The sequence below is a fragment of the Variovorax sp. Root318D1 genome, assembly GCF_001424835.1.
GTDB lineage: Bacteria > Pseudomonadota > Gammaproteobacteria > Burkholderiales > Burkholderiaceae_C > Variovorax.
Genome location: NZ_LMCQ01000024.1, coordinates 193,254 through 216,006 on the forward strand (window position 1 = coordinate 193,254; position 22,753 = coordinate 216,006).

Below are 22,753 nucleotides of genomic sequence, written 5' to 3' on the forward strand. Positions count from 1 at the left end.
CGCAACTCTTCTTCTTTAGTTGAGCGCCGTCACCAGGGTCAGCAGCGTGATCTCCGAAGGCGCGCCAAAGCGCTTCGGCGGACCCCAATAGCCGGTGCCTCGGCTCACGTAGATCCACATGTCGTGCAGTCGATGCAGGCCCGCCGTAAAGGGTTGCTGCATTGGCACGAACAGGTTCCACGGAAAGAACTGGCCGCCGTGCGTGTGGCCCGACAGCTGCAACTGGTAGCCTGCCTGGGCGGCCAAAGACGCACTGCGCGGCTGGTGCGCAAGCAGCACCCGCGTGTGCACCAGCGGCGGCGCATCGAACAACGCCAGGTGGGGGTCGCTTGTGTGCGCGGCATCGAAATGCCCGGCGGTGTAGTCGGTCACGCCGGCCAGCACCAGTTGGCTTTCGAACAGTTCTTCGTCGTTTTGTGCGCCGCGCACGTTACGCGTCTGCAGCACCACGTGCTCATTGAGCAGCACCTTCAAACCCAGCCGGCGCAGCTCGTCGATCCATGCATGCGCCCCGGCGTAATACTCGTGGTTGCCCGTGACGACGAAAGTGCCGTGCCGCGCACGCAGGCCCGCCAGTGGCGCGATGTGGTCGCGCAACTCGGGCACGCTGCCATCCACCAGGTCGCCCGTGATCGCGATGGCGTCGGCGCCGAGCCGGTTCACCGCGTCCACGATGCGCTGGATGTAGGCGCTCTTGATGGTCGGACCGACGTGGATGTCACTGAGCTGCGCGATCGTGAAACCTTCGAGCGCCGTCGGCAGGCCGCGAATCGGAATGTCGACGCGCTTCACGCTCGCGGTGCGGCGGGCGTTGATGAAACCGATCAGCGTAGTGCCCGTGGCCAGGGCCAAAACCGCCAGCGCGCTCCACGGCAGACCCGCGTCCCAGCGCACCTGCAGCCCGCCCACGGCGCTTGCCAGCCAGGCGATCAGCAGGCCCGCATCGCGCGCGAGCGTCAGCACAAACATCGACGAGAACCAGCCCATGCTGATCAGGCCGACCCACTTGAGCGTGTTGCCCAGGGGGGCGTTCGCCGCAATGCGGCGAGAGGCAAATGGCAGCGGAATGGTGATGGCCGAGATGATCAGGGCGGCGAGCGCGAGCGGCCACGCTGGCGTGAGCATGGCCAACGCAGGCAGCAGGCGCATCGCCATGTAGGCATGCAAGAGCGCGGTGAGAACGCTCAGGGAACGTATCGGCATGGGGGCAATGGGAACGGGCAAGCCCGGGATAGGGCATCTGCAAGGCGCATGCCGTGCATTCAAGGAGGCGCCCGTGCAAAGTAATGCTATTTTATCTATAGCGAACTGCACCCGGATAGCGGGGGGTCGTCGGCGATCCGGACGCGTTAGTTTGGAGTGACGCTCAAGCCCTCCGGATCGAAGGACATGTATTTACTGCACCGTACGTGTGCCGATCGAGGCCATGTCGGTGCCCGTGGGCCACAGAAATGCCATCCTGGCGGGCATTCCGGCATTCACGTGCAGCGTTTGCTTGAGCGTATTTCCGCGCAAGCGAGCCTCCACTTCATATATGCCCGGATCGAGCCGGGCCACCATGAACGGCCCCTCCGAGGCGACGTGGTCGAGCAGCACCCTGCCATTGGCGTCGCGTATCGTCACGCGAACGTCCGATGCGAAATCGGCCCCTTTGTGGTCCTTGATCGCGAACTCGAAAGTGGCCGGCCAGCGCGGCGCCACCGTTCTCATCAGCTGGGCCTCGTCGCTGCCGATGCCGCCGCTCATGTATTCGATGCCATGCGTCATGCGGATCGGCGGATTCTCCGTGGCATGCGCCGAAGAAAGTGCCGCGAGAAAAAGAAGAGTGGCACCGCACAGCGCGGTTGCGGCCGCCGTTGCGGATCGGCGGTGCGATGATGAATTGCGAGAGATCGTCATGATCTGGATCCTTTCTTTCTTACCTGCGTGGCGAAACACCACGGCGCCACTGTGCGGCGCACGGCTTAGACAAGGCTTAACAAGGATCCGACCCCCGGCAGCAAGCCGGTGGAAAGGTTCAGCGGACGCCGGAGGTCTGCGCAAGCGCCTGCGTTTGCGGCCCGGGCGGCAGCACCGAGGCCATGTCGAAATTCGACGGCCACATGAACACGGCACGCGCCGGCGCACCGGCAATGACCGTCAGAGACTGCGTGATCGTGAGACCGCCGAGCGTGACGTTCACGTCGTAGGCGCCCGGGTCGAGCCGCGCGAGCATGTAGGGCCCCTGCGACTGAGCTTCCATCACAGGACGGCCCGTGTACCTTTCGCGCACCTGCACGGCTGCCCGCGCAGGGAAACTACTCTTCTGCGCGCTGTCGTTGACACCGAATTCGAGGGTGGCCGCCCAGCGCGGCGAGACCATCTGCATGAACGCGGCTTCGTCCTTGCTCGTGCCGCCGCACATGTATTCGACGCCCTGCGCCATCTGGATGGGCGGATTGGAGAACGCATGGGCCGATGTGGTCATCGCGCCGAAGAATGCTGCTGTGCCGCCCAGTACCAACGCAGCCATCGGCTGCCGGAGACGCATAAGGTTCATTGCTTCGATGTCCTCGATCATGGGTGACGTGAAATCCGTCGAGGATTTTGCTTAGCAAGAGTCGGGCTAGATATAGCGTTTACGAGGAACGATCCTCGGCGACCCGTTGAACGCTATTGTTTTAATAGCTCATGACGATTGTGTGACGGGTATCTGCGCCGTTTTGCGGCCTCTCACCTATGAAAACCCTGATAGGCCGTGGTTGTGCGTCCGATCCGACGCGGCACATGTGACCCGTGCCTACAGCGGTGCAAAGCCCGCTTGGTTATGAAGAAGTTCGTACAGAAAAGGAGCTTTCAATGACCATCGGATCGAAGATCGAGACCCTCAAGAAGATGGACGCCCAGCGCCGCGGTATTCCGGGCGAGCACCTGGCTGTCCTCGGCGCAGGCCTTCTGCTGCTGCTGAAGGCAGGAAGCAGCCGCTCGCTCATGCGGCGCGTGCTGGCAGGCGCGGCTGGCGGTGCATTGGTCGGCCGGGCGGCCAGCGGGACTGGCGGCCTCGCCCGGGTTGCCCGGATGGTGCAGGGAACCAGGGGCGGCCCTCGGGTGCACCGGTCTATTTGAGCCTTCAGCTGACCGGCCTGCGAAGCCAGGCCATTCGTGGCCGCTTCGTTGGCGCAAAAGCCGGCGGAGCGGAGATACTCGGCCTTCATGAATTCCGATCATCGCGATCCGCTGCACGACAGCCGCAACGCGATGACGGAATGGGAGCGCAGCCTTCGCCCCACCCGAGAGCGCCATTGGGCGATGTGGATCGCGCTGTCGGCCTTGCTGTTGTTCGCGCTTTATCGAGGCGCTGAATGGCTGCTGGCGCAGCGTGCCGCGCTTAGGCCCAAGGCGTCCGCTACCCTGCCCTCCCTTCCGGCGCCATCGCCAATGACGGGTCGCGTCCCCTCGCCACCACCACCCGCGGTTCGATCGGAAAATTCTGCCGTGCCGGGCACGGTGGAGGTCAGCAAATGCGTGAGCGCTTCAGGCAAGGCCGCCTATTCGGATGGCCCCTGCCCGGCAGGCGCGGTCGCCAGCACGGTGCGGCTGCAGCGCGATCTGAATCTCGCGGATGGAATGAGCGTCGAGGCGCGGGAGGCGTCGAACCGGGCCAACGCGGCGCTCGTGGCGCAGCAGCAATCTTATGAACGACAAGTGCTTCCGAGCGCCGGCAATGCAACGCAGGCGGGCGAGTGCAGCGCACTCGATGCCAACGTCAAGTGGATCGACACGATGGCGCGGCAGCCACAAGGTGCAGCCATGCAGGACTGGCTGCGCAATGAAAGACAGCGGGCCCGAGACCGGCGGTTCCGACTGGGCTGCCGCTGATCGTCAATGGGTCGGAGACTGGTGGCTTTAGCCTTGGAACACTGCCTATTGCGCAGCCGCCCAATAACTCAAAGGGGAGACAGCACCCACGGGCTCTTGTCATCAGTCATGAGATCTTCAGCGATGCCGGTAATTCCGCTTAGCATCATATTTTGGCCAGCCCAACTGGCTCGACCAATGATGTAGCTCTTTGCAAACTGTGGCCAAGACGAAAAATTCGACCGTACTTCTTTATCTACATGCGCAAGAATGCGACTGAATTCGTCCAGCTCGATGTATTTGCAGTCAAGTGACATCCTCGCAACGGTAACGAGTCGGCCGAGATCCCAGGCAAGTATTCCAGCGCTGTAATCCTTGGGAAGATATGACCCATTGACCTTATCTTCGACAAGTCGAAAAACGGATCGCAAATTCCCCAGCATCTCCATAGCCTGCTCCAAAGCCGAGAAAACGAGAGATTTTTCCTCGCAGGGCTCCTGTGCCGTAATCTGCTTACGCACCGTTTCCGGGGCGCCGTATCGACCACTGACTATCAATGCCTCGAGAACCTCTTGGCGCCCCTCTGAAGCACCATCGCTGTGAACCCGAAAAACAATGTCGTAGAAAAAGCGATGGCCATAGCGACCGAGCGACTCCAGCGTTTCAGCAGCCTCCTGAGGCGAGCTTATATCCCAGTGTGAGCCAAGCCCTTCGGCGAGAGTACTGTGAGACAGTCCAGTTGTGTAACTGTCGCAGTACGCCATGATCTGCTCGGAGTTGATTAGCCCAGCTTGAAGTGCTCGCTGCGCTACCGGATCCACCGCGGCCCCATCGGGACAATTTCTGTATTTTTTTCCAGAAACTATCTGGAACAGCTTCTTCAGGAAGCCCATAAATTATATGTTCTTAAAGGCAGCGCCAGTGGCGCGATGCTTGAGCACATTGACAAGAGCATCAAAATCTGAGTCTTTGGCCATGTGAATAGCATCGAACTCATATTTTTTAGGCGTCATTGATGGCGCACTGATTTCTATTGTTTTCTCTGCGCTCGATGTTGAGGTTTCAGGGATATCCGTGACAGTGACCTTGTCGATCGCGTCATAGTTCACGGCAGTCAGTACGCCGGCGAATTTCTTGACGGTCGTGAAGGACATGCTCTTCTCATCAAGAACAATGCTGGCGCCCCGACTATTGGCCGCGCGCTTCTTGAAAAGCGTCCCAACTGTGAGATATGTGACATAAGCCCCAAGCAACATGAGGGCGCCGTTAGCCACGCCTGTCGGCAGGTGAAGCCGCAAGGTTCCAATTTTCAGATCGGCGATCGGATAAAAAATCGCAGCAATGATAATTGCTGGGCCAATAAGACCGAAAACGTACTCGAGAATCGAGTATTCCATTTTATAATTAATGGTCTGCATGCTATTTTTCCTTATGGTTTTTGAAGGCCGTTGGCCCGAATAGGAAGTCGATTCTGCAAAAATTCATCCAACTCCACGGACTAATGTAACAAATCTCTTCACGACGCCGCCGGGATCGATCGCGAGACACCAGGAACACCCAATGAGCAAGCTATCCACTGGCAGCATGGCCTTTGCCAAAACTCATGTCGGCGCTGCGCTGGATGGTCGAATTCCTCACGCCTCCCCTGCTAATCAATGACGGGTAGAGAGTCCGTGCGCAAGATTTGCATCGCGATAGCGACGAGCTCACTTCTCGTTGCTTGCGATTTGGGCAGTCCCCAGTCACACGAGCGAATGCCGCCTGCGCCTGCTGCCCACAACACAGTGATACTGCCGCCTGTCGTGTACGGGTATTACCAAGGCCGCCGGATGTCTGAATCCGATGACGCGTGCGGGGTACCGGACCCGTTGCGTCAGGCGGTGGAAGATCAGTTGAAGGCGCGATCTGAAGTTGTGCGCCCCGTGTTGGGTACCGGCAGAGATCCCGCCTCTTTGCTGAAGATCGAGATCATGGACATAGTGACCGTTAGCGCCGGCGGTCCCACGATCGTGGTCATCCATGCTGTGCTCGAACGACCGGGACTTCCAACCGCCCATTTCAAAGGCCTGCGCCAGATGCACACCCAATCCTCCGAGATCACGACGGAGGCTACCGAATGCAGCTCAATGGATGCGGTAATTCGCGGGTTGGGCGCGGACGTTGCGAAATGGATGCTTAAGCCGCTGGACGGGGTGTCTCTAGTGAACGGAGAGTGAGCCCCGCGCGAGAGTTCTGGGGAAAACTTGTTGCGTGGCCCGATCTTCCATCGTCCTCAAGACGACGAGCACGAGCAAGATTCAGGAATTTTTCAATAACTGCGTCAGTGTTTTTTCACTACCTGTCGCAGTTTTCACTTTCCGTGTCACCCGACAACATCAAACGTCGATATTCGCCGCCCGCAACGCGTTCTGCTCAATGAACTCGCGCCGCGGTTCCACCTCGTCGCCCATCAGCATCGTGAACACGCGATCGGCCTCGATCGCGTCGTCGATCTGCACGCGCAGCAGGCGGCGCACGGTCGGGTCCATGGTGGTTTCCCACAGCTGTGCGGGATTCATTTCGCCCAAGCCCTTGTAGCGCTGGCGCGAGGTGGCGTTTTCGGCTTGGCCGATCAGCCACTTCATGGCGATGCGGAAGTCGGCCACCTTTTCTTCCTTGGCGCGCTCGCCTTCGCCGCGGCGGACGATGGCGCCATCGCTGCTCAGCAGATTGCGGAAGGTGTTGGCGGCTTCGGCGAGCGCGGCGTAGTCGGCGCCGTGCACGAAGTCCTGCGTGAGCACGCTGCTCTTGATGTTGCCGTGGTGGCGTCGGCTGATGCGCAGCAGCGGCTTGTCGGTGCGAACGTCGAACTCGCTGCTCACTTCGGCAGGAACGCCGGTGGTGTTGAGCTCGCGCAGCTTGGCCTGCAGCGCCACGGCCGAGGCTTCGGCCGCAGGCGTGGTGTCGAGGTCGAGCGCCACGCCATCGGCAATGGCGCGCAGGGCCTCGGCATCCATGAAGTTGCGAAGGCGCGCGATCACGGCCTCGGCCAGCTGGTGCTTGCGCGCCAGCTCGGCCAGGGTGTCGCCGCTCAGGGTGGTCGAGTTGGGACCGCCGGTTTCGATGCTTGCGTCTTTCAGCGCCACCTTGAGCAGGAAGGCGTCGAGCGCAGGGCCGTCCTTCAGGTATTGCTCTTCCTTGCCGACCTTTACCTTGTAAAGCGGCGGCTGTGCAATGTAGATGTGGCCGCGCTCGACCAGCTCCGGCATCTGCCGGTAGAAGAACGTGAGCAGCAGCGTGCGGATGTGGGCGCCGTCGACGTCGGCGTCGGTCATGATGATGATGCGGTGGTAGCGTAGCTTGGCGACGTTGAAGTCGTCCGCGCCGCCGCCCGCGGTGGTGGCGCCCGCACGGCCGATGCCGGTACCCAGCGCGGTGATCATGGTGAGAATTTCGTTGCTGGTGAGCAGCTTCTCGTAGCGCGCCTTTTCGACGTTCAGGATCTTGCCGCGCAGCGGCAGGATGGCCTGGAACTTCCGGTCGCGGCCCTGTTTGGCGGAACCGCCGGCGGAATCGCCCTCCACCAGGTAGACCTCGCACAGGGCGGGATCCTTTTCCTGGCAGTCGGCCAGCTTGCCGGGCAGGCCCATGCCGTCGAGCACGCCCTTGCGGCGGGTCATTTCGCGGGCCTTGCGGGCGGCTTCGCGGGCGCGGGCGGCCTCGACGATCTTGCCGCAGATGATCTTGGCATCGCTCGGGCGCTCTTGCAGGTAGTCGGTGAGCAGGCGGCCGACGATGTCTTCGACCGGCGCGCGCACTTCGCTGGACACCAGCTTGTCCTTGGTCTGGCTCGAGAACTTGGGCTCGGGCACCTTCACGCTCAGCACGCAGCACAGGCCTTCGCGCATGTCGTCGCCGGTGACTTCGACCTTCGCCTTCTTGGCGAATTCGTTCTCTTCGATGTACTTGTTGATGACGCGGGTCATCGCGGCGCGCAGGCCCGTGAGGTGGGTGCCGCCGTCACGCTGGGGAATGTTGTTGGTGAAACAGAGGACTTGCTCGTTGTAGCCGCTGTTCCACTGCATTGCCACTTCGACGCCGATGTGCGTGCCCGGGATGCCGCCGTAGGTGTCAGCCGGCTTTTCGCCAGCGGCATAGAACGAGTTTGGATGCAGGACGGTCTTGCCCTTGTTGATGAACTCCACGAAGCCACGCACTCCGCCGGTGCCCGAGAAGTCGTCTTCCTTGCCACTGCGCTCGTCCTTCAGGCGAATGCGCACGCCGTTGTTCAGGAAGCTCAGCTCGCGCAGTCGCTTGGAGAGGATTTCGTAGTGGAAATCGGCGTTCTCCTTGAAGATCTCGGCGTCCGGCAGAAAGTGGACTTCGGTGCCGCGCTTGTCCGTTTCGCCGATGATGCGCATCGGCGAAACCTCGACGCCGTTCACGGTCTCGATCAGGCGGTTCTGCACGAAGCCGCGGCTGAATTCGAGCTCGTGGATCTTGCCCTCGCGGCGCACCACCAGGCGCAGCATCACGCTCAGCGCGTTCACGCAGCTCACGCCCACGCCGTGCAGGCCGCCCGATACCTTGTAGCTGTTCTGGTTGAACTTGCCACCGGCATGCAGCTCGGTGAGCGCGATTTCGGAGGCCGAGCGCTTGGGCTCGTGCTTGTCGTCCATCTTCACGCCGGTCGGGATGCCGCGGCCGTTGTCGGTGACGGAGATCGAGTTGTCGGAGTGGATGGTGACGACGATGTCGTCGCAATGGCCGGCCAGCGCTTCGTCGATGGAGTTGTCGACCACTTCGAACACCAGGTGGTGCAGGCCCGTGCCGTCGGAGGTGTCGCCGATGTACATGCCGGGGCGCTTGCGCACCGCCTCGAGCCCTTCGAGGATCGTGATCGAGCCTTCGCCGTAGCTGGTGTCGGCGGGCGTGATCTCGATCGGCACCGCATTCTCGATCTCGGGCGTGTAGACCGGTTCGGTATGGGGCACTTCGGGCTTGTTCTCTTCTGCACTCATTCGGATATTCCTCTATCTCTCACGGCGTTCACGGGGATTTGCGGGCTCTGGGAGCCTGTTTTTCCGGCCTCTTGAAAGCGCAAACCCGCGGGGGGCCGCGGGCTGTCTGCGCAAGGCGCTGTGTTTTCTGTCTTCTAGATTCGCATCGGCATCACGACATATTTGAAGGATGCGTTCTCGGGGATGGTCAAAAGGGCGGAGCTGTTGGAGTCGGCCAGGTCCAGCTTGACCATGTCCTGGTCCATGTTGGACAGGGCGTCGATCAGGTAGGTCACGTTGAAGCCGATTTCGATGGCGTCGCCGCCGTAGTCGATGTCGAGCTCGTCCTGCGCTTCTTCCTGCTCGGCGTTGTTCGATGCGATGCGCAGCGTGCCCGGCTCGATGTTCAGGCGCACGCCCTTGAACTTCTCGCTCGTCAGGATGGCGGTGCGCTGCAGGCTGGCCAGAAGTGGGGCGCGACCGAGCGTGACGCTGTTCTTGTGGTTCTTGGGAATCACGCGGTTGTAGTCGGGGAACTTGCCCTCGACCAGCTTGGTGACGAACTCCATGCCGCCAAAGCTGAACTTGGCCTGGTTGTTGGCAAACTGCATCTCGATGGCGCCTTCGGCGTCCGACAGCAGGCGCTGCATTTCGAGCACGGTCTTGCGCGGAAGAATGACTTCCTGGCGCGGCACTTCGACGTCAAGCGTCGCCGACGAAAAAGCCAGGCGGTGCCCGTCGGTGGCCACCAGGCTCAGCTGTTTGCCTTCGGCGACGAACAGGATGCCATTCAGGTAGTAGCGGATGTCGTGCACGGCCATGGCAAACGAGACCTGCGAGAGCAGGTCTTTCAGCGTTTTTTGCGGCACGCTGAACACGGGGCCGAAGTTGGCGGCCTCTTGCACCAGCGGAAAGTCTTCGGCCGGCAGCGACTGCAGCGTGAAGCGGCTCTTGCCGCCCTTGAGCACCAGCTTGCTCGCGTTCGATTCGAGGCTCACGGTCTGGTCGGCCGGCATGGTGCGCAAGATGTCGATGAGCTTGCGCGCGCCGATGGTGGTGGTGAAGTTGCCTTCATCGCCGCCGAGTTCGGCCGTGGTGCGGATCTGGATCTCGAGATCGCTGGTGGTCAGCTGCAGCTGTCCGCCGGTCTTGCGGATCAGCACATTGGCGAGGATCGGCAGCGTATGGCGCCGTTCCACGATGCCCGCCACCGATTGCAGTGCGGCGAGGACTTTGTCTTGGGTTGCCTTCAAAACGATCATGTCTTCTTCCTCTTCTCTTATCTCTTTGAATCCGCTTGTAAGACGCCATTCTCCGCTGTTGCGAGGCGCATTCCTGATGACATTCGAGGTCAGCCCTTGAGCGTTTGCTCGAGCACGTGCAGTTGCTGGTTGAGTTCGGTGAGCTGCTGGCGCTCGCCCGAAATCTTGCGCACCGCATGCAACACCGTGGTGTGGTCGCGACCGCCGAACAGCTCGCCGATCTCGGGCAGGCTCTTCTGCGTGAGCTCCTTGGCCAGGTACATGGCAATTTGCCGCGGCCGGGCAATGCTGGCGGGGCGCTTCTTGCTGTACATGTCGGCGACTTTGATCTTGTAGTAGTCGGCCACCGTCTTCTGGATGTTTTCGACCGAAATCTGCCGATTCTGGATCGACAGCAGATCGCGCAGAGCCTCGCGCGCCAGGGCAATCGAGATTTCTTTTTGATTGAAGCGGGAGTACGCCAGGATCTTGCGCAGCGCGCCTTCAAGCTCGCGCACGTTGGAGCGCACGTTCTTGGCGACGAAGAAGGCCACTTCTTCCGGCATTTCGGCCGATTCGGCGCGCGCCTTGTTGATCAGGATGGCCACGCGCATTTCGAGCTCGGGCGGTTCGATGGCGACGGTGAGGCCCGAATCGAAGCGCGAGACCAGCCGCTCGTGGATGTCGGCCAGGCCCTTGGGATAGGTGTCGCTGGTCATCACGATGTGCGACTTCTTGGCGAGCAGCGCTTCGAACGCATTGAAGAATTCTTCCTGCGTGCGATCTTTGTTGGCGAAGAACTGCACATCGTCGATCAGGAGCAGATCGAGCGAGTGGTAGCGTTCTTTGAACTCGTCGAAAGTCTTGCGCTGGTAGGCCTTGACCACATCCGAGACGAACTGCTCGGCGTGGATGTAGAGAACTTTGGAGTCGGGACGGTCTGCGAGCAGCCGGTTACCCACAGCGTGCATCAGGTGGGTCTTGCCCAGGCCGACGCCGCCATAGATGAACAGCGGGTTGTACAGGTGGCCCGGCATGCCGGCCACGTGCATGGCCGCGGCGCGCGCCATGCGGTTGGCCGTACCCTCCACCAGGGTGTCGAAAGTCAGGCCCGAATTGAGGCGGTTCTTGAAGCCTGCCGCAGCCGGCTCTTCGCCGGGGCCGGCCACGTCGCGCGGCACATCGGTTTCGGCCAGAACGGCCACGGGTGACGAGCGCACGGGCGCCTCGCGCGGAGCGAGCGCTAACTCAACCGCCACGGGCTGGCCGTACATCTTCTCGGCCATGGCGGCAATCTTGCCGGCGTACTGGGCCCGGATCCAGTCGAGCTTGAAGCGGTTGGCAACGAACACCGTCATGCGCGAAAGGTCGTCAGCGACCTGCGCCGTCAGGGGCTTGATCCAGGTGTTGAATTGCTGCTCGGACAGCTCCTGCGCGAGCTGGTCGACACAGGCCTGCCAGAGGCTCTCACCGATGCCGTCAGTCGACATGGGTGCTTGAAAAAGTGGTGTGTCCCTCGTCCATTTTTTGGTATATGTATTGTGGATATTCTCTGCTGCAAGGCGGTCCGCATTCTAACTTGTCAAAACCTTATCCACATGCCCGCATGCGCCCGGCAAAGGCCCGCAAAGTTGCTCGGCGTTTGGTGATGGCCCGAATGTTTGCGATAATTGCGGGTTTCCCTGAAAACCTCATTGCGTCTTTCGGGGGTCATCCGAAAAACGCTCCCAGCGCCCGCATGTCCGATATGGCCTTCATGGCTTCATAGAAGGACGGCGTGCATATCGGGGGAATCAGCAGGAAATCTCATCATGAAACGCACTTACCAAGCTTCCAAAGTCCGCCGCGCCCGTACCCACGGCTTTCTGGTCCGTATGAAGACCCGCGGCGGCCGCGCCGTCATCAACGCACGTCGCGCCAAGGGCCGCAAGCGCCTGGCCGTCTGACGGCAGTTCTGCCGTTGCCAGCCGCCGAGCCGCCAGCGCCAGCTTTCGCCGCCAGTTCTTCTGGCCCGACCAGCGACAACGCAAGCGGCCCGGCTCCCATGCAGCGGCTCAAGACCCGCGCGCAGTTTCAGGCCGTCCTCGCAGGTGCCACCGTGGCGCGCACTGCTCATTTCGCATTGCATCGCTGCGCGCTCGATTCGTCGAGCGCGCAGCCCTTGTTCGCGTCCGACGACGTCTGGCTGGGCGCTATGGTGCCCAAGCGCTGGGCGCGCCGTGCGGTCACGCGCAACGCCATCAAGCGTCAGATCTATACCGTGAGCGCCGCACCCGATGTGGGCTTGCCCCGTGCGGCGCACGTGGTGCGGCTGCGCGCGGGATTTGACCGCAAGGAATTCGTGAGCGCCTCCTCGGACAAGCTCAAGGCCGCCGTGCGCGCCGAGCTCCAGCAACTGCTGGCGCGGGCCGCGCGTACTTCCGCACCTTCGTCATCATGAAGCGCCTGCTGATCGGCCTCGTGAAGGGCTATCGCCTGCTGCTGAGCCCCTGGCTCGGGCAGTCGTGCCGCTTCGAGCCGACCTGCTCCGTCTATTCGATCGAGGCGCTCGAAGTCCACGGCGCTCTCAAGGGCAGCTATCTCACCCTGCACCGCATCGTGCGCTGCCAACCCTGGTGCCAGGGCGGGCACGATCCGGTTCCACCGAAATCACGGCGTCGCACTGGCAAGCCAGGCTCGCTGTTTTCGTCTCTTCTCTCCTCCGACAAGAAGTCTTCGTCATGAACGATATACGCCGCACGATCCTGTGGGTGATTTTTGGTTTCTCGCTGGTGCTGCTGTGGGACCAATGGCAGGTCTTCAACGGCAACAAGCCCACCTTCCTGCCGTCGAGCAAGCCGGCTGCCGTGGCCTCCGCCCCGGCGGGCAGCACGCCGGCCGGCAGCAACGGCGTGCCGACCGCGTCCACCGCCGGCGGCAGCGCAGCCGCCGTGCCGACGCAAGCCGCGCCGGTCGCACCGCGTGAGCAGGTCAGCGTGACCACCGACCTGTTCAAGGCGGTGATCGACAGCGAAGGCGCCACGGTCAACTACCTCGAACTGCTGAAGTACGAAGAGGCCGACCGAACCAAGCACGTCGTCCTGTTCGAGAACGACTCGCCGGCCACGCGCTACATAGCGCAGACCGGATTGCTGAGCCAGACCGGTGAGCCGTTTCCCAACCACCTGACGCCGATGACGCCGAAGGCCGGTCCGCGCGCGATGGCCGAAGGCCAGAACACGCTTGAGGTGAGCTTCGAAAGCGCACCCTCGGGCGGTTTGAAGTACGTCAAGACCTACGTGTTCAAGCGCGGCGACTACACCATCGGCGTGCGCCACGAAGTCGTCAACGTGAGCGACCAGCCGCGCGACGCACAGCTCTACATGCAGCTGCTGCGCCACGGCACGGTGGCCGCCGGCACGATGTTCGGCACCAACACCTTCACCGGCCCCGCGGCGTACACCAACGAGAAGAAGTTCCACAAGCTCGACTTCTCGGACATTGCCAAGGCCAAGGTCGAGCCGCCGCCGCCTGCCAACGACGGCTGGATTGCCATGGTGCAGCATTACTTCGTGTCGGCCTGGCTGCTCAAGGGCGACCCGGCCAGCGAACAGCTCAAGCGCGAATTCCGCGTGAAGGACCTGGGCGGCAACCTCTTCACCGTGGCCATGGTGGCCACGCTGCCGAAGATCGCCCCGGGCCAGACGCAGGTGGTCAACAGCGCGCTATTTGCCGGCCCCGAAGAAGAAAAGAAGCTCGAAGCCATCGCACCCGGCCTGGACCTGGTCAAGGACTACGGCATCTTCGCGATCATCTCCAAGCCCCTGTACTGGCTGCTGAACGAGCTGCATGAAATCCTGGGCAACTGGGGCTGGGCCATTGTGGCGCTGGTGGTGCTGCTGAAGGCGGCCTTCTACTGGCTCAACGCCAAGGCCTACGCCAGCATGGCCAAGATGAAGGCCATCAACCCCAAGATCATGGAAATGCGTGAGCGGCTGAAGGACAAGCCGCAAGAAATGCAGCAGGAGATGATGCGCATCTACAAGACCGAGAAGGTCAACCCGATGGGTGGATGCTTCCCGATCGTGATCCAGATCCCGGTGTTCATTGCGCTCTACTGGGTGCTGCTGTCGTCGGTCGAAATGCGCCACGCACCGTGGATCGGCTGGATCACCGACCTGTCGGCACCCGATCCCTGGTACATCCTGCCGGTCGTGATGACGCTCACTTCGCTGTTCCAGACCTGGCTCAACCCGACGCCGCCCGATCCGATGCAGGCCAAGCTGATGTGGATCATGCCGCTCGCGTTCAGCGTGATGTTCATCTTCTTCCCGGCTGGCCTGGTGCTGTACTGGATCACGAACAACGTGCTGTCGATCGCTCAGCAGTGGTTCATCAACAAGCGGCTGGGCGTGCTGGGCAAGTAAGCCGAGCAGTCTCCGCTACCCATGCAAAGGGCCGCATCCGCGGCCCTTTGCCTTTTTGCTGAAAGAATCGTGCTTCCATGACCTTCGCCCGCACCACCGATCCCATCGTCGCCGTCGCCACCGCCTCGGGGCGCGGCGCCGTGGGCATCGTGCGGGTGTCCGGCGCCCGGCTTGCGCCGCTGATCGAAGCCCTCTGCGGCCGGCCGCTGAAGCCGCGCGAAGCCACCTATCTCCCGTTCCGCGACGCGGCCGGTGAACCGGTCGACCATGGGCTGGCGATCCACTTTCCATCGCCCCATTCGTTCACCGGCGAGGACGTGCTCGAGCTGCAAGCCCACGGTGGAACGGTGGTGCTGCAGCTTTTGCTGGCACGCTGCCTCGAAGCCGCCGCCGAGCCCGATCCGGTCACCGGTCGCCCTCGCCTCGCCGGCTTGCGCGTGGCCGAGCCGGGCGAGTTCAGCCAGCGAGCCTTTCTCAACGGCAAGATCGACCTGGCCCAGGCCGAGGCCATTGCCGACCTGATCGACGCCAGCACCGAGGCGGCCGCACGCAGCGCTGGACGATCGCTTTCGGGCGCCTTCTCGCGCGAGATCCACACGCTGCGCGATGCGTTGATCCATCTGCGCATGCTGGTCGAGGCCACGCTCGATTTTCCCGAGGAGGAGATCGACTTTCTCCAGAAAGCCGACGCGGCTGGGCAGCTCGTGAAATTGCAGACGCAATTGGCGGCGGTGCAGCAGCGCGCGAAACAGGGGGCACTGCTGCGCGAGGGCATCAAGGTGGTGATCGCAGGCCAGCCCAATGCAGGCAAGAGCTCGCTCCTCAATGCGCTGGCCGGCGCCGAACTGGCCATCGTGAGCGCGGTGCCGGGCACCACGCGCGACGTGGTCTCGCAGACCATCCAGATTCACGGCGTGCCGCTGCACGTGGCCGACACGGCGGGCCTGCGCGAAAGCAGCGACGAGGTCGAGCAGATCGGCGTTGCACGCGCCTGGGGCCAGATCGAGAGCGCCGACGCGGTACTCTTCCTGCACGACCTGACGCGTGCGAACCTGTCCGATTACGCCGCGGCCGATGCCGAAATCTTGCGCGGGCTTCGTCAGAAGCTGCCCGTGAGCGTGCCCGTGCTCGATGTGTGGAACAAGCAGGACGCCGCGCCAGCGTCGAACGCGAATCATGGCATCGTCCTGTCCGCCAAGACCGGCCTCGGTATCGAGCCGCTGCGCGAGCAGCTGCTGGCCATGGCCGGTTGGCAGGCCGTGCCCGAGGGCGTCTACCTGGCGCGCGCGCGCCACGTGCAGGCGCTGGCCCGGGTCGAGACGCACTTGGCGCTGGCCGCGAGCCACCTGGCGGCACAGGCGCAATTGCTCGATCTGCTGGCCGAGGAACTGCGCCTGGCGCAGAACGCGCTGAACGAAATCACCGGCGAATTCGGCGCCGACGACTTGCTGGGGGTCATCTTTTCGCGCTTCTGTATCGGCAAATAGAGACAGCCAACCCGAAAAACGTAAAGAGTTGTAGCCGAAAACCGCGCCCTTCGCGGATACTCCGGCACAGATGCGGGGGTTGAGAAAAGCATGTCCATCCAGAACCTGAGCCGCGCCATCGCGGAAAACAACAGCAACGACGCCTTTGTGCTGACGTTGAACGTACAACAGTGGGAAACGCTGGCGGGCTATCTGCAGCCCATCGCGACCGGCGTTGGCGACGTTCTCATCGAGCAAGGCACGCATGATCGCTCGGTGTACTTTCTCGAGAGCGGCGCCATCAGCGTGCACCGAGTGAGCAGCAAGGAACAGATGAAGCTGGCCGTGCTCATGCCCGGGTCGGTGGTGGGCGAAGGCTCCTTTTTCTCGCGCGAGCCGCATTCGGCCAACGTGGTGGTTACCGGCGCGGGCCGGGTATGGCGCCTCACCGCGGTCCGTTTCCTGGAAATGTCGAATCGGCAGCCCAACCTCGCGCTCGAGCTCTCCATGGGTCTTGGCGCGGTGATCGCCAAGCGCATGGCGCACAGGTCCAAGCGCGTCGCAGTCACCTGAGCACTCCATCCGGCCATTCCGCCTCGCACGCAAACCGTGGCTCGCAGCACGCCGCGGTTCGCTCCCGAAAAAATCGTTCGTCCGTTCCCTAGAAGTCAGTCGCAATGGCCTTGATCTGTCCGGTCTGCAGCATGGAAAACCGCGAGGGCGCGAACTTCTGCAAGAGCTGCGGCGGCAAGCTGGCGCCTGCCGCGCCGACGCCGATTCCGCCACCTCCCGGTCCTCGTAGCCGGTCGGAGCGCGAGTGGGCCGCCACGGCGCCGGCGCAACTGCGCGCACCCACGATTCCCGGCGGGCTCTTCGAATCCGGCATGCAGGCCGCATTCACGGCGCCGTCCGGGGGCGCCGCAACGCTGGCGGATGAGAGGACCCTCATTGCCGCGCTGGTCCGCTTGAGGCGCCCGCCTTCGCCGCCGCGGGAACCCCGGGCAAGGAAGTCTTCCACGCCCAGGGCGCCGCGGCCGCCCCGTGCCGAGCCCCGGAAGCCCTGGCACTCGCGCGGCTTCTGGCTCTGGTTGTTGCTGCTGGCGGTGGGGCTCGTCATGGTCGTTGCGGGCTGGCGCGGCTACGGAGCGGACCAGCCCGACGAAGGAGTCGAAATCGCCAAACCCGCGCCGCTCGCCGTGCCGCCCGTGCCATCGAGCGCGCCGCCGGCGGCAATGCCCGAACCCCTGCGTGTAGAGCCGCCGGCCGCGGAAATCACACCGCACGATGCGGCGGCAATCACCGCCCCTGCCGCCAACCTCAAACCATCGCCCACAGCCGTGAGCAAGTCTCGCAAGCCCGCACCCGCGGCACCGTCGCAGGCCGGAGCGGCTGAGTCCGTGCCGGCGGCAACCGCTGCGGCGCCGACGCCGTCCCAGGCACCCTCGGCGCCCACCGACCCGCTGGCAATCTGCGGCGACCGCAACTTCATCGCGAAGGCCCAGTGCATGGCCGCTCAGTGCCTCAAGCCGGAATTCAAGCCGCATGCGCAATGCGAAACGGTTCGCCGGCAGCAGCGCATCGACGAAGAAAAGCGCAATCCCACGCTGATCAACTAGATCGAGCGTCCGCGGCAGGCTGCCGCACACTCCGCGCGCCTTCGTCGCCCAGGCCGCAGTGCCTATCCCTTTTGCAGCCGCTCGATGGCTACCGCCAGGGCTGCCGGCTTGCCGGACAGCACGAGGGTGTCGCCGTCGCTCAGCACCGTGTCGTCGCTGAGTACTTGGGCCTGGCCGTTCTGGCGGCGCAGGCTGGCAACGCGCACGCCCAACGATTCCAGTGCGATTCGCGCCAGGGTTTGGCCCACGGCGCGGGCGCCGGGGGTGAGGGTGAAGGTGTCGAGCCGCTCGTGGTCGATCTCGTCGGCGTTGTCATCGTCGGCGCCGTGGAAGTAGCCGCGCAGCAGGTTGTAGCGCGCATCGCGCTGGTCCTGCACCACGCGGATCACGCGTCGCATCGGCACGCCAACCAGTGCGAGCGCGTGGCTCGCAAGCATCAGCGAACCCTCGATGGCCTCGGGCACCACCTCGGTCGCACCGGCGGCTTGCAGCTTCTCCAGGTCGTGGTCGTCCTGCGTGCGCACGATCACCGGCACCTGCGGCGCATGGGCCCGGGTATTGGCCAGCACCTTCATGGCGGCCGGCACGTCGAGGTACGTCACAACCACGGCGCTGGCGCGGGCCAGGCCGGCCGCCATCAGCGCCTGCAGCCGTGCCGCGTCGCCGAACACCACCGAGTCGCCGGCCGCGGCAGCTTGGCGCACGCGGTCGGGGTCGAGGTCGAGCGCCATGTACGGAATGCCTTCGTGCTCCAGGATGCGCGCCAGGTTCTGGCCGCAGCGTCCGTAGCCGCAAATGATCACGTGCTTCGCGGTATTGATGGTCTTGCGCGCGATGCTGGTCATCTGCAGCGATTGCTGGAGCCAGTCGCTCGCCACCAGCTTGCGCACGATGGCGTTGGTGTACATCACGATGAATGGCGTGGCCAGCATCGACAGCACCATCGAGGCCAGCACCGGGTTGGCCAGCCACGGCGGCAGCAGGCTGCGCTCCTGCGCCAGCGTCAGCAGCACGAAGCCGAATTCGCCGGCCTGCGCCAGATACAGGCCGGTGCGCAACGACACCCCCGAGGTGGCGCCCAGCATCCGCGCCAGCACAGTCACCAGCACAAGCTTGAAGGCCAGCGGCAGCAGCAGCAGCACGGCCACCAAGAACCATCGGTCCACCACGATGTGCCAGTCGAGCGACATGCCCACCGTGATGAAAAAGAGACCCAGGAGCACATCGTGGAACGGACGGATGTCGGTCTCGACCTGGTGCTTGTATTCGGTTTCCGATACCAGCATGCCGGCGATGAAGGCGCCCAGCGCCAGGCTCAGGCCGGCCAGTTCGGTGAGCCACGCCAGGCCTAGGGTGATCAGCAGCACGTTCAGGATGAAGAGTTCCTCGCTGCGCCGGCGGGCCACCAGGGTGAGCCACCAGCGCATGATGCGCGGCCCGCCGAAAAGCAGCACGCCGATCAGCAAGGTGGCTTTCACCATCGCGAAGCCGATGGCCTTGGCCAGCGCTTCGGGCGGTGCGCCAAGCGCAGGAATCAGCACCAGCAGAGGCACCACGGCCAAGTCCTGGAACAGCAGCACGCCCATCACGCGCCGGCCATGCTCGCTCTCGAGCTCGAGCCGCTCGGCCATCAGCTTGACCACGATCGCGGTGCTGCTCATGGTGAGCGCGCCCGACAACGCCAGCGCCGTCTGCCAGCCGAGCCGCCAGGCTGGCGGGAGCTGGGAGGCGATCAGAAGCGCGCCGGCGGTGGCGACGGTCATCGTCAGCAGCACCTGCAACAGGCCGAGTCCGAACACGTGCTTGCGCATGGCGCGCAGCTTGGGCAGGCTGAACTCCAGCCCGATCACGAACATCAGGAACACCACGCCGAACTCGCCCAGGTGCAGGATGGCTTCGGAGTTGTGCGCCAATCCCAGCGCATGAGGCCCGATCAGCACGCCGGCCGTCAGATAGCCGAGCATCGGCGGCAGTTTCAGCGAGCGGCAGACCACCACGCCGATGACCGCGGCCAGCAAATACATCAGCGTGAGATCGAACGTAGACATGGTCGGATGCTAGAGCAATGTCCATGCCCCGCGCGTGCCGCTTTCCCTTGGCGACCGGCCAGGGCGGCCGGCCCGTAAAATCCTGCGATGAGTTCAGCTCCCCTGCCCCCCGTGGTCGATGCCGACGCGATCCTTGCGCGCGCTCGCGCCACCTTCGACATCGAGTCCGACGCCGTGCTCGGCCTCAAGTCGCGCGTGGGCCCGAGCTTCGTCGACGCCGTGCGCAAGATCCTCGAAGTGCGCGGCCGCGTGGTCGTCATGGGCATGGGCAAGAGCGGCCACGTGGGCCGCAAGATCGCCGCGACCCTGGCCTCCACGGGCACGCCGGCCATGTTCGTCCATCCGGCCGAGGCCAGCCACGGCGATCTCGGCATGATCAAGGCGGTCGACCTGGTGCTGGCCATCTCCAACAGCGGCGAGGTCGACGAGCTCACCGTGATCCTGCCGGTGGTCAAGCGCCAGGGCGTGCCCCTGATCGCCATGACCGGCCGCGTCGATTCCACCCTGGCGCGCCACGCTGACATCGTCATCGACGCCGGCGTTGCCAAGGAGGCCTGCCCACTCAACCTCGCCCCCACCGCGAGCACCACCGCCCAGATGGCGATGGGCGACGCGCTGGCGGTGGCGCTGCTCGATGCGCGCGGCTTCGGCTCCGAAGACTTCGCGCGTTCGCACCCCGGCGGCGCGCTGGGCCGCAAGCTGCTCACCCACGTGGCCGACGTGATGCGCTCGGGCGACGAAGTGCCGCGCGTCGCCCCCACCGCCACGCTCAGCGAACTGATGCGAGAGATGAGTTCCAAAGGCCTGGGTGCCACCGCGGTGGTCGACGCCGACGGCCGGGCCATCGGCATCTTCACCGACGGCGACCTGCGCCGGCAGGTCGAGACCGGCGGCGACCTGCGCGGCCTGACGGCTGCCGACGTGATGCACTCCAGTCCACGCACGCTGCGCGCCGATGCATTGGCAGTCGAGGCGGCCGAGCTGATGGAAGAACACCGCATCACCAGCGTTCTCATCGTCGACCCCTCGGGGCAGTTGATCGGCGCGCTCACCATCAACGACCTGATGCGTGCGAAGGTCATCTGATGCCGCTCGACTTCCAGGCCGAGACCTTGCTCGCTGCGCAAGACGCGCGCATTGCGTTCTTCGACATCGACGGCGTGCTGACCGATGGCGGCGTCTATTTCACTGAGCACGGCGAAACCCTCAAGCGCTTCAGCATCCTCGACGGCTACGGCCTCAAGCTGTTGCGACTGGCCGGCATCACGCCCGCGGTGATCACCGGGCGAGATTCGAAGCCGCTGCGCGTGCGGCTCGAGGCGCTCGGCATCGAGCATGTGCGCTACGGCACCGAAGACAAGCTGCCGGCGGCCGAAGCCATGCTCCAGCAACTCGGCTTCGGCTGGCACCAGGCGGCCGCCATCGGCGATGACTGGCCCGACCTGCCGGTGCTGGCGCGGGCCGGCTTTGCGGCGGCGCCCGCCAATGCGCACGTGGAAGTGCGCGAAACGGTCAACTACGTCACCCGTGCACGCGGCGGCGAAGGCGCGGCGCGCGAATTCTGCGACCTGCTGCTGACGGCCTGCGGCCAATATCGGCGCCTGCTCGACGCCGCCCGGGGTCCCCAGCAATGAGGGGTGCCTGGAACCTGCTGCGCGACGTTCTCGACCGCGCCACCATCTACCTGCCCATCATCCTGACGGCGGCTGTTGCGCTCGGCACCTACTGGCTGGTGCGCAATGCGCCCAAGCTGCTCGAACCCACCGCCAAGGTCGCGCCCACGCACGAGCCCGACTATTTCATGCGCGGTTTCGTGATCAAGAACTTTTTGCCCAACGGCGATTTGCGCAGCGAACTCCATGGCAAGGAAGGCCGCCACTACCCGGACACCGACACCGTCGAGGTCGACAACGTGCGCATGCGCTCCGTCTCCCCGCAGGGCTACACCACCCACGCCACGGCCAACCGCGGCGTGTCGAACTCCGATGGCAGCGAGATCCAGCTCTTTGGCAACGCCGTCGTGATTCGCGACCCGGTCGTGGCGCCGGGCGGCAAGGGCACGCCACGCCTGGAGTTTCGCGGCGACTTCTTGCACGCCTTTCTCGATACCGAGCGCGTCACGTCGAACAAGCCCGTCACGCTCATCCGCGGCACCGACCAGTTCACCGCCGACAACCTCGACTACGACAACCTGAGCGGCGTCGCCAACCTGACCGGCCGGGTGCGCGGCGTGCTGATTCCATCTGCCGCAGCAGGTAAACCGCGCTGAAGAAAAAGTCGCCGACCTCGGAAGACAACCCGCGAATGAGCCCCTCCCCCCTTGTCTTCATCACCGGCGCGTCGAGTGGCATTGGCCAGGCCCTTGCCGCCAGTTTTTACGAGGCAGGCTACCGGCTGGCGCTGGCCGCCCGGCGCACGGGGGAGATCGAAGCCTGGGCTGCCGCCGTCCAGCTGGATCCGTCGCGCTATCAGGTCTATAGCGCCGACGTGGCCAATACGGACAGCATCGTTGCTGCAGGCGCCGCCTGCACCGAACGGCAGGGCCTGCCCGACGTGGTGATTGCCAATGCCGGCATCAGCGTGGGCATCGACACGGCGGAGCGCGAGGACATCGAGGTGATGGCCCGGACCTTCGCCACCAACAACGTGGGGCTGATGGCCACCTTCCACCCCTTCGTGGCGGCAATGCGGCAGCGCGGCAGCGGCCGGCTGGTCGGTATTGCGAGCGTTGCGGCCATTCGCGGCCTGCCGGGGCACGGGGCCTACTGCGCCAGCAAGGCCGGCGTGGTCGCGTACTGCGAGAGCTTGCGCGGTGAGCTGCACAACAGCGGCGTCAAGGTCGTCACGCTCTGCCCAGGCTACATCGACACGCCGCTGACCCAGGGCAACCGCTACGGCATGCCCTTTTTGATGAAGGCCGAGGACTTTGCGGACCAGGCACTGCGCGCCATCGAGGCCGGCACCAGCTACCGCGTGATCCCCTGGCAGATGGGTGTGGTCGCCAAGCTGATGCGCATGCTGCCGAACGCGCTGCTCGACCGCGCGGTGCAGGGCCGTGCCCGCAAGAAGCGCAGCGGCGAAAGCTGAGCCTTCATCGGCCGCCGCCTTGTTGCGGTCATTCCAATGAAAAAGGCTCCCGTAGGAGCCTTTTGCTTTTTTG

General features: G+C 63.9%; 24 protein-coding genes. 14 read left to right on the plus strand and 10 right to left on the minus strand.

Annotation, left to right across the window (positions count from 1 at the left end; genetic code table 11):
- Window positions 1-15: 15 nt before the first annotated feature.
- The 3 genes from ASC78_RS23750 to ASC78_RS23760 form a co-directional block, all read right to left on the minus strand.
- Window positions 16-1,203 carry a metallophosphoesterase gene (locus tag ASC78_RS23750; protein ID WP_055807266.1) on the minus strand — a complete coding sequence of 396 codons (1,188 nt, stop codon included), beginning with the start codon at window positions 1,201-1,203 and terminating at the stop codon, window positions 16-18.
- 192 nt (window positions 1,204-1,395) lie between these two features.
- Entirely contained in the window at window positions 1,396-1,899 is a 504-nt protein-coding gene (locus ASC78_RS23755) for a hypothetical protein (protein WP_055807268.1), read from the minus strand.
- Between the two features lie 118 nt (window positions 1,900-2,017).
- The gene (locus tag ASC78_RS23760; protein ID WP_055807872.1) at window positions 2,018-2,539 is read right to left on the minus strand and encodes a hypothetical protein; all 522 of its coding nucleotides are present in this window, start codon (window positions 2,537-2,539) and stop codon (window positions 2,018-2,020) included.
- Between the two features lie 299 nt (window positions 2,540-2,838).
- On the opposite strand from ASC78_RS23760, the gene ASC78_RS23765 reads away from it, so the two are divergent.
- A complete protein-coding gene (locus ASC78_RS23765) occupies window positions 2,839-3,105 on the plus strand; it encodes a hypothetical protein (protein ID WP_055807271.1) in 267 nt (88 codons plus the stop codon).
- Window positions 3,106-3,141: 36 nt separating this feature from the next.
- A complete protein-coding gene (locus ASC78_RS27560) occupies window positions 3,142-3,858 on the plus strand; it encodes a hypothetical protein (protein WP_157634518.1) in 717 nt (238 codons plus the stop codon).
- Between the two features lie 68 nt (window positions 3,859-3,926).
- On the opposite strand, the gene ASC78_RS23775 is transcribed toward ASC78_RS27560, so the two are convergent.
- Entirely contained in the window at window positions 3,927-4,730 is an 804-nt protein-coding gene (locus ASC78_RS23775) for a DUF1266 domain-containing protein (RefSeq protein ID WP_055807277.1), read from the minus strand.
- Between the two features lie 3 nt (window positions 4,731-4,733).
- Window positions 4,734-5,255, minus strand: coding sequence for a hypothetical protein (locus ASC78_RS23780; RefSeq protein ID WP_055807280.1), 522 nt, complete (start codon window positions 5,253-5,255; stop codon window positions 4,734-4,736).
- A gap of 411 nt (window positions 5,256-5,666) precedes the next feature.
- Here ASC78_RS23780 and ASC78_RS23785 point away from each other — a divergent pair, with 411 nt between their 5' ends.
- Window positions 5,667-6,053 carry a hypothetical protein gene (locus ASC78_RS23785; RefSeq protein ID WP_157634519.1) on the plus strand — a complete coding sequence of 129 codons (387 nt, stop codon included), beginning with the start codon at window positions 5,667-5,669 and terminating at the stop codon, window positions 6,051-6,053.
- A 159-nt stretch (window positions 6,054-6,212) separates the two neighbouring features.
- Here ASC78_RS23785 and gyrB read toward each other — a convergent pair whose 3' ends face one another.
- The 3 genes from gyrB to dnaA all read right to left on the minus strand — a co-directional run bounded on the left by gyrB (window position 6,213) and on the right by dnaA (window position 11,547).
- A complete protein-coding gene (gyrB, locus tag ASC78_RS23790) occupies window positions 6,213-8,837 on the minus strand; it encodes a DNA topoisomerase (ATP-hydrolyzing) subunit B (protein ID WP_055807286.1) in 2,625 nt (874 codons plus the stop codon).
- A gap of 134 nt (window positions 8,838-8,971) precedes the next feature.
- Window positions 8,972-10,078 carry a DNA polymerase III subunit beta gene (gene dnaN / locus ASC78_RS23795; RefSeq protein WP_055807290.1) on the minus strand — a complete coding sequence of 369 codons (1,107 nt, stop codon included), beginning with the start codon at window positions 10,076-10,078 and terminating at the stop codon, window positions 8,972-8,974.
- A gap of 89 nt (window positions 10,079-10,167) precedes the next feature.
- A complete protein-coding gene (gene dnaA / locus ASC78_RS23800; protein ID WP_055807292.1) occupies window positions 10,168-11,547 on the minus strand; it encodes a chromosomal replication initiator protein DnaA in 1,380 nt (459 codons plus the stop codon).
- 321 nt (window positions 11,548-11,868) lie between these two features.
- On the opposite strand from dnaA, the gene rpmH reads away from it, so the two are divergent.
- From rpmH to ASC78_RS23830, 6 genes are all read left to right on the plus strand, one after another.
- The gene (gene rpmH, locus ASC78_RS23805) at window positions 11,869-12,003 is read left to right on the plus strand and encodes a 50S ribosomal protein L34 (RefSeq protein ID WP_007834827.1); all 135 of its coding nucleotides are present in this window, start codon (window positions 11,869-11,871) and stop codon (window positions 12,001-12,003) included.
- 98 nt (window positions 12,004-12,101) lie between these two features.
- Window positions 12,102-12,497, plus strand: coding sequence for a ribonuclease P protein component (locus ASC78_RS23810; RefSeq protein WP_055807295.1), 396 nt, complete (start codon window positions 12,102-12,104; stop codon window positions 12,495-12,497).
- Complete coding sequence (gene yidD, locus ASC78_RS23815; RefSeq protein ID WP_055807298.1) at window positions 12,494-12,781, plus strand: membrane protein insertion efficiency factor YidD; 288 nt, start codon at window positions 12,494-12,496, stop codon at window positions 12,779-12,781. The genes ASC78_RS23810 and yidD overlap by 4 nt, the downstream gene beginning before the upstream one ends.
- Window positions 12,778-14,463, plus strand: coding sequence for a membrane protein insertase YidC (yidC, locus tag ASC78_RS23820; RefSeq protein WP_055807301.1), 1,686 nt, complete (start codon window positions 12,778-12,780; stop codon window positions 14,461-14,463). The genes yidD and yidC overlap by 4 nt, the downstream gene beginning before the upstream one ends.
- Window positions 14,464-14,540: 77 nt before the next feature.
- Window positions 14,541-15,950, plus strand: coding sequence for a tRNA uridine-5-carboxymethylaminomethyl(34) synthesis GTPase MnmE (gene mnmE / locus ASC78_RS23825; protein WP_055807305.1), 1,410 nt, complete (start codon window positions 14,541-14,543; stop codon window positions 15,948-15,950).
- A 90-nt stretch (window positions 15,951-16,040) separates the two neighbouring features.
- Complete coding sequence (locus ASC78_RS23830) at window positions 16,041-16,502, plus strand: Crp/Fnr family transcriptional regulator (RefSeq protein WP_055807307.1); 462 nt, start codon at window positions 16,041-16,043, stop codon at window positions 16,500-16,502.
- 88 nt (window positions 16,503-16,590) lie between these two features.
- Here ASC78_RS23830 and ASC78_RS28165 read toward each other — a convergent pair whose 3' ends face one another.
- Entirely contained in the window at window positions 16,591-17,046 is a 456-nt protein-coding gene (locus ASC78_RS28165; protein WP_235505192.1) for a hypothetical protein, read from the minus strand.
- Between ASC78_RS28165 and ASC78_RS28170 the strand changes: the two genes are divergently transcribed.
- Window positions 17,045-17,545: a hypothetical protein gene (locus ASC78_RS28170; RefSeq protein WP_235505194.1), complete on the plus strand. Its 501-nt coding sequence runs from the start codon at window positions 17,045-17,047 to the stop codon at window positions 17,543-17,545. The genes ASC78_RS28165 and ASC78_RS28170 overlap by 2 nt on opposite strands.
- 62 nt (window positions 17,546-17,607) lie before the next feature.
- Here the strand turns inward: ASC78_RS28170 and ASC78_RS23840 are convergent, their stop codons facing one another.
- Window positions 17,608-19,593 (minus strand): monovalent cation:proton antiporter family protein, encoded by a 1,986-nt coding sequence (locus tag ASC78_RS23840; RefSeq protein ID WP_055807313.1) that lies wholly within the window; start codon window positions 19,591-19,593, stop codon window positions 17,608-17,610.
- Window positions 19,594-19,680: 87 nt separating this feature from the next.
- Here ASC78_RS23840 and ASC78_RS23845 point away from each other — a divergent pair, with 87 nt between their 5' ends.
- The 4 genes from ASC78_RS23845 to ASC78_RS23860 are packed head-to-tail and all read left to right on the plus strand — an operon-like array spanning window position 19,681 to window position 22,680.
- Window positions 19,681-20,679 carry a KpsF/GutQ family sugar-phosphate isomerase gene (locus tag ASC78_RS23845; protein WP_055807315.1) on the plus strand — a complete coding sequence of 333 codons (999 nt, stop codon included), beginning with the start codon at window positions 19,681-19,683 and terminating at the stop codon, window positions 20,677-20,679.
- Window positions 20,679-21,227 carry a KdsC family phosphatase gene (locus ASC78_RS23850; RefSeq protein WP_055807319.1) on the plus strand — a complete coding sequence of 183 codons (549 nt, stop codon included), beginning with the start codon at window positions 20,679-20,681 and terminating at the stop codon, window positions 21,225-21,227. Before ASC78_RS23845 ends, ASC78_RS23850 begins: the two co-directional genes overlap by 1 nt.
- Window positions 21,224-21,862 (plus strand): LPS export ABC transporter periplasmic protein LptC, encoded by a 639-nt coding sequence (lptC, locus tag ASC78_RS23855; protein ID WP_055807321.1) that lies wholly within the window; start codon window positions 21,224-21,226, stop codon window positions 21,860-21,862. The genes ASC78_RS23850 and lptC overlap by 4 nt, the downstream gene beginning before the upstream one ends.
- A 35-nt stretch (window positions 21,863-21,897) precedes the next feature.
- Complete coding sequence (locus ASC78_RS23860; RefSeq protein ID WP_055807324.1) at window positions 21,898-22,680, plus strand: SDR family oxidoreductase; 783 nt, start codon at window positions 21,898-21,900, stop codon at window positions 22,678-22,680.
- Window positions 22,681-22,753: the final 73 nt, after the last annotated feature.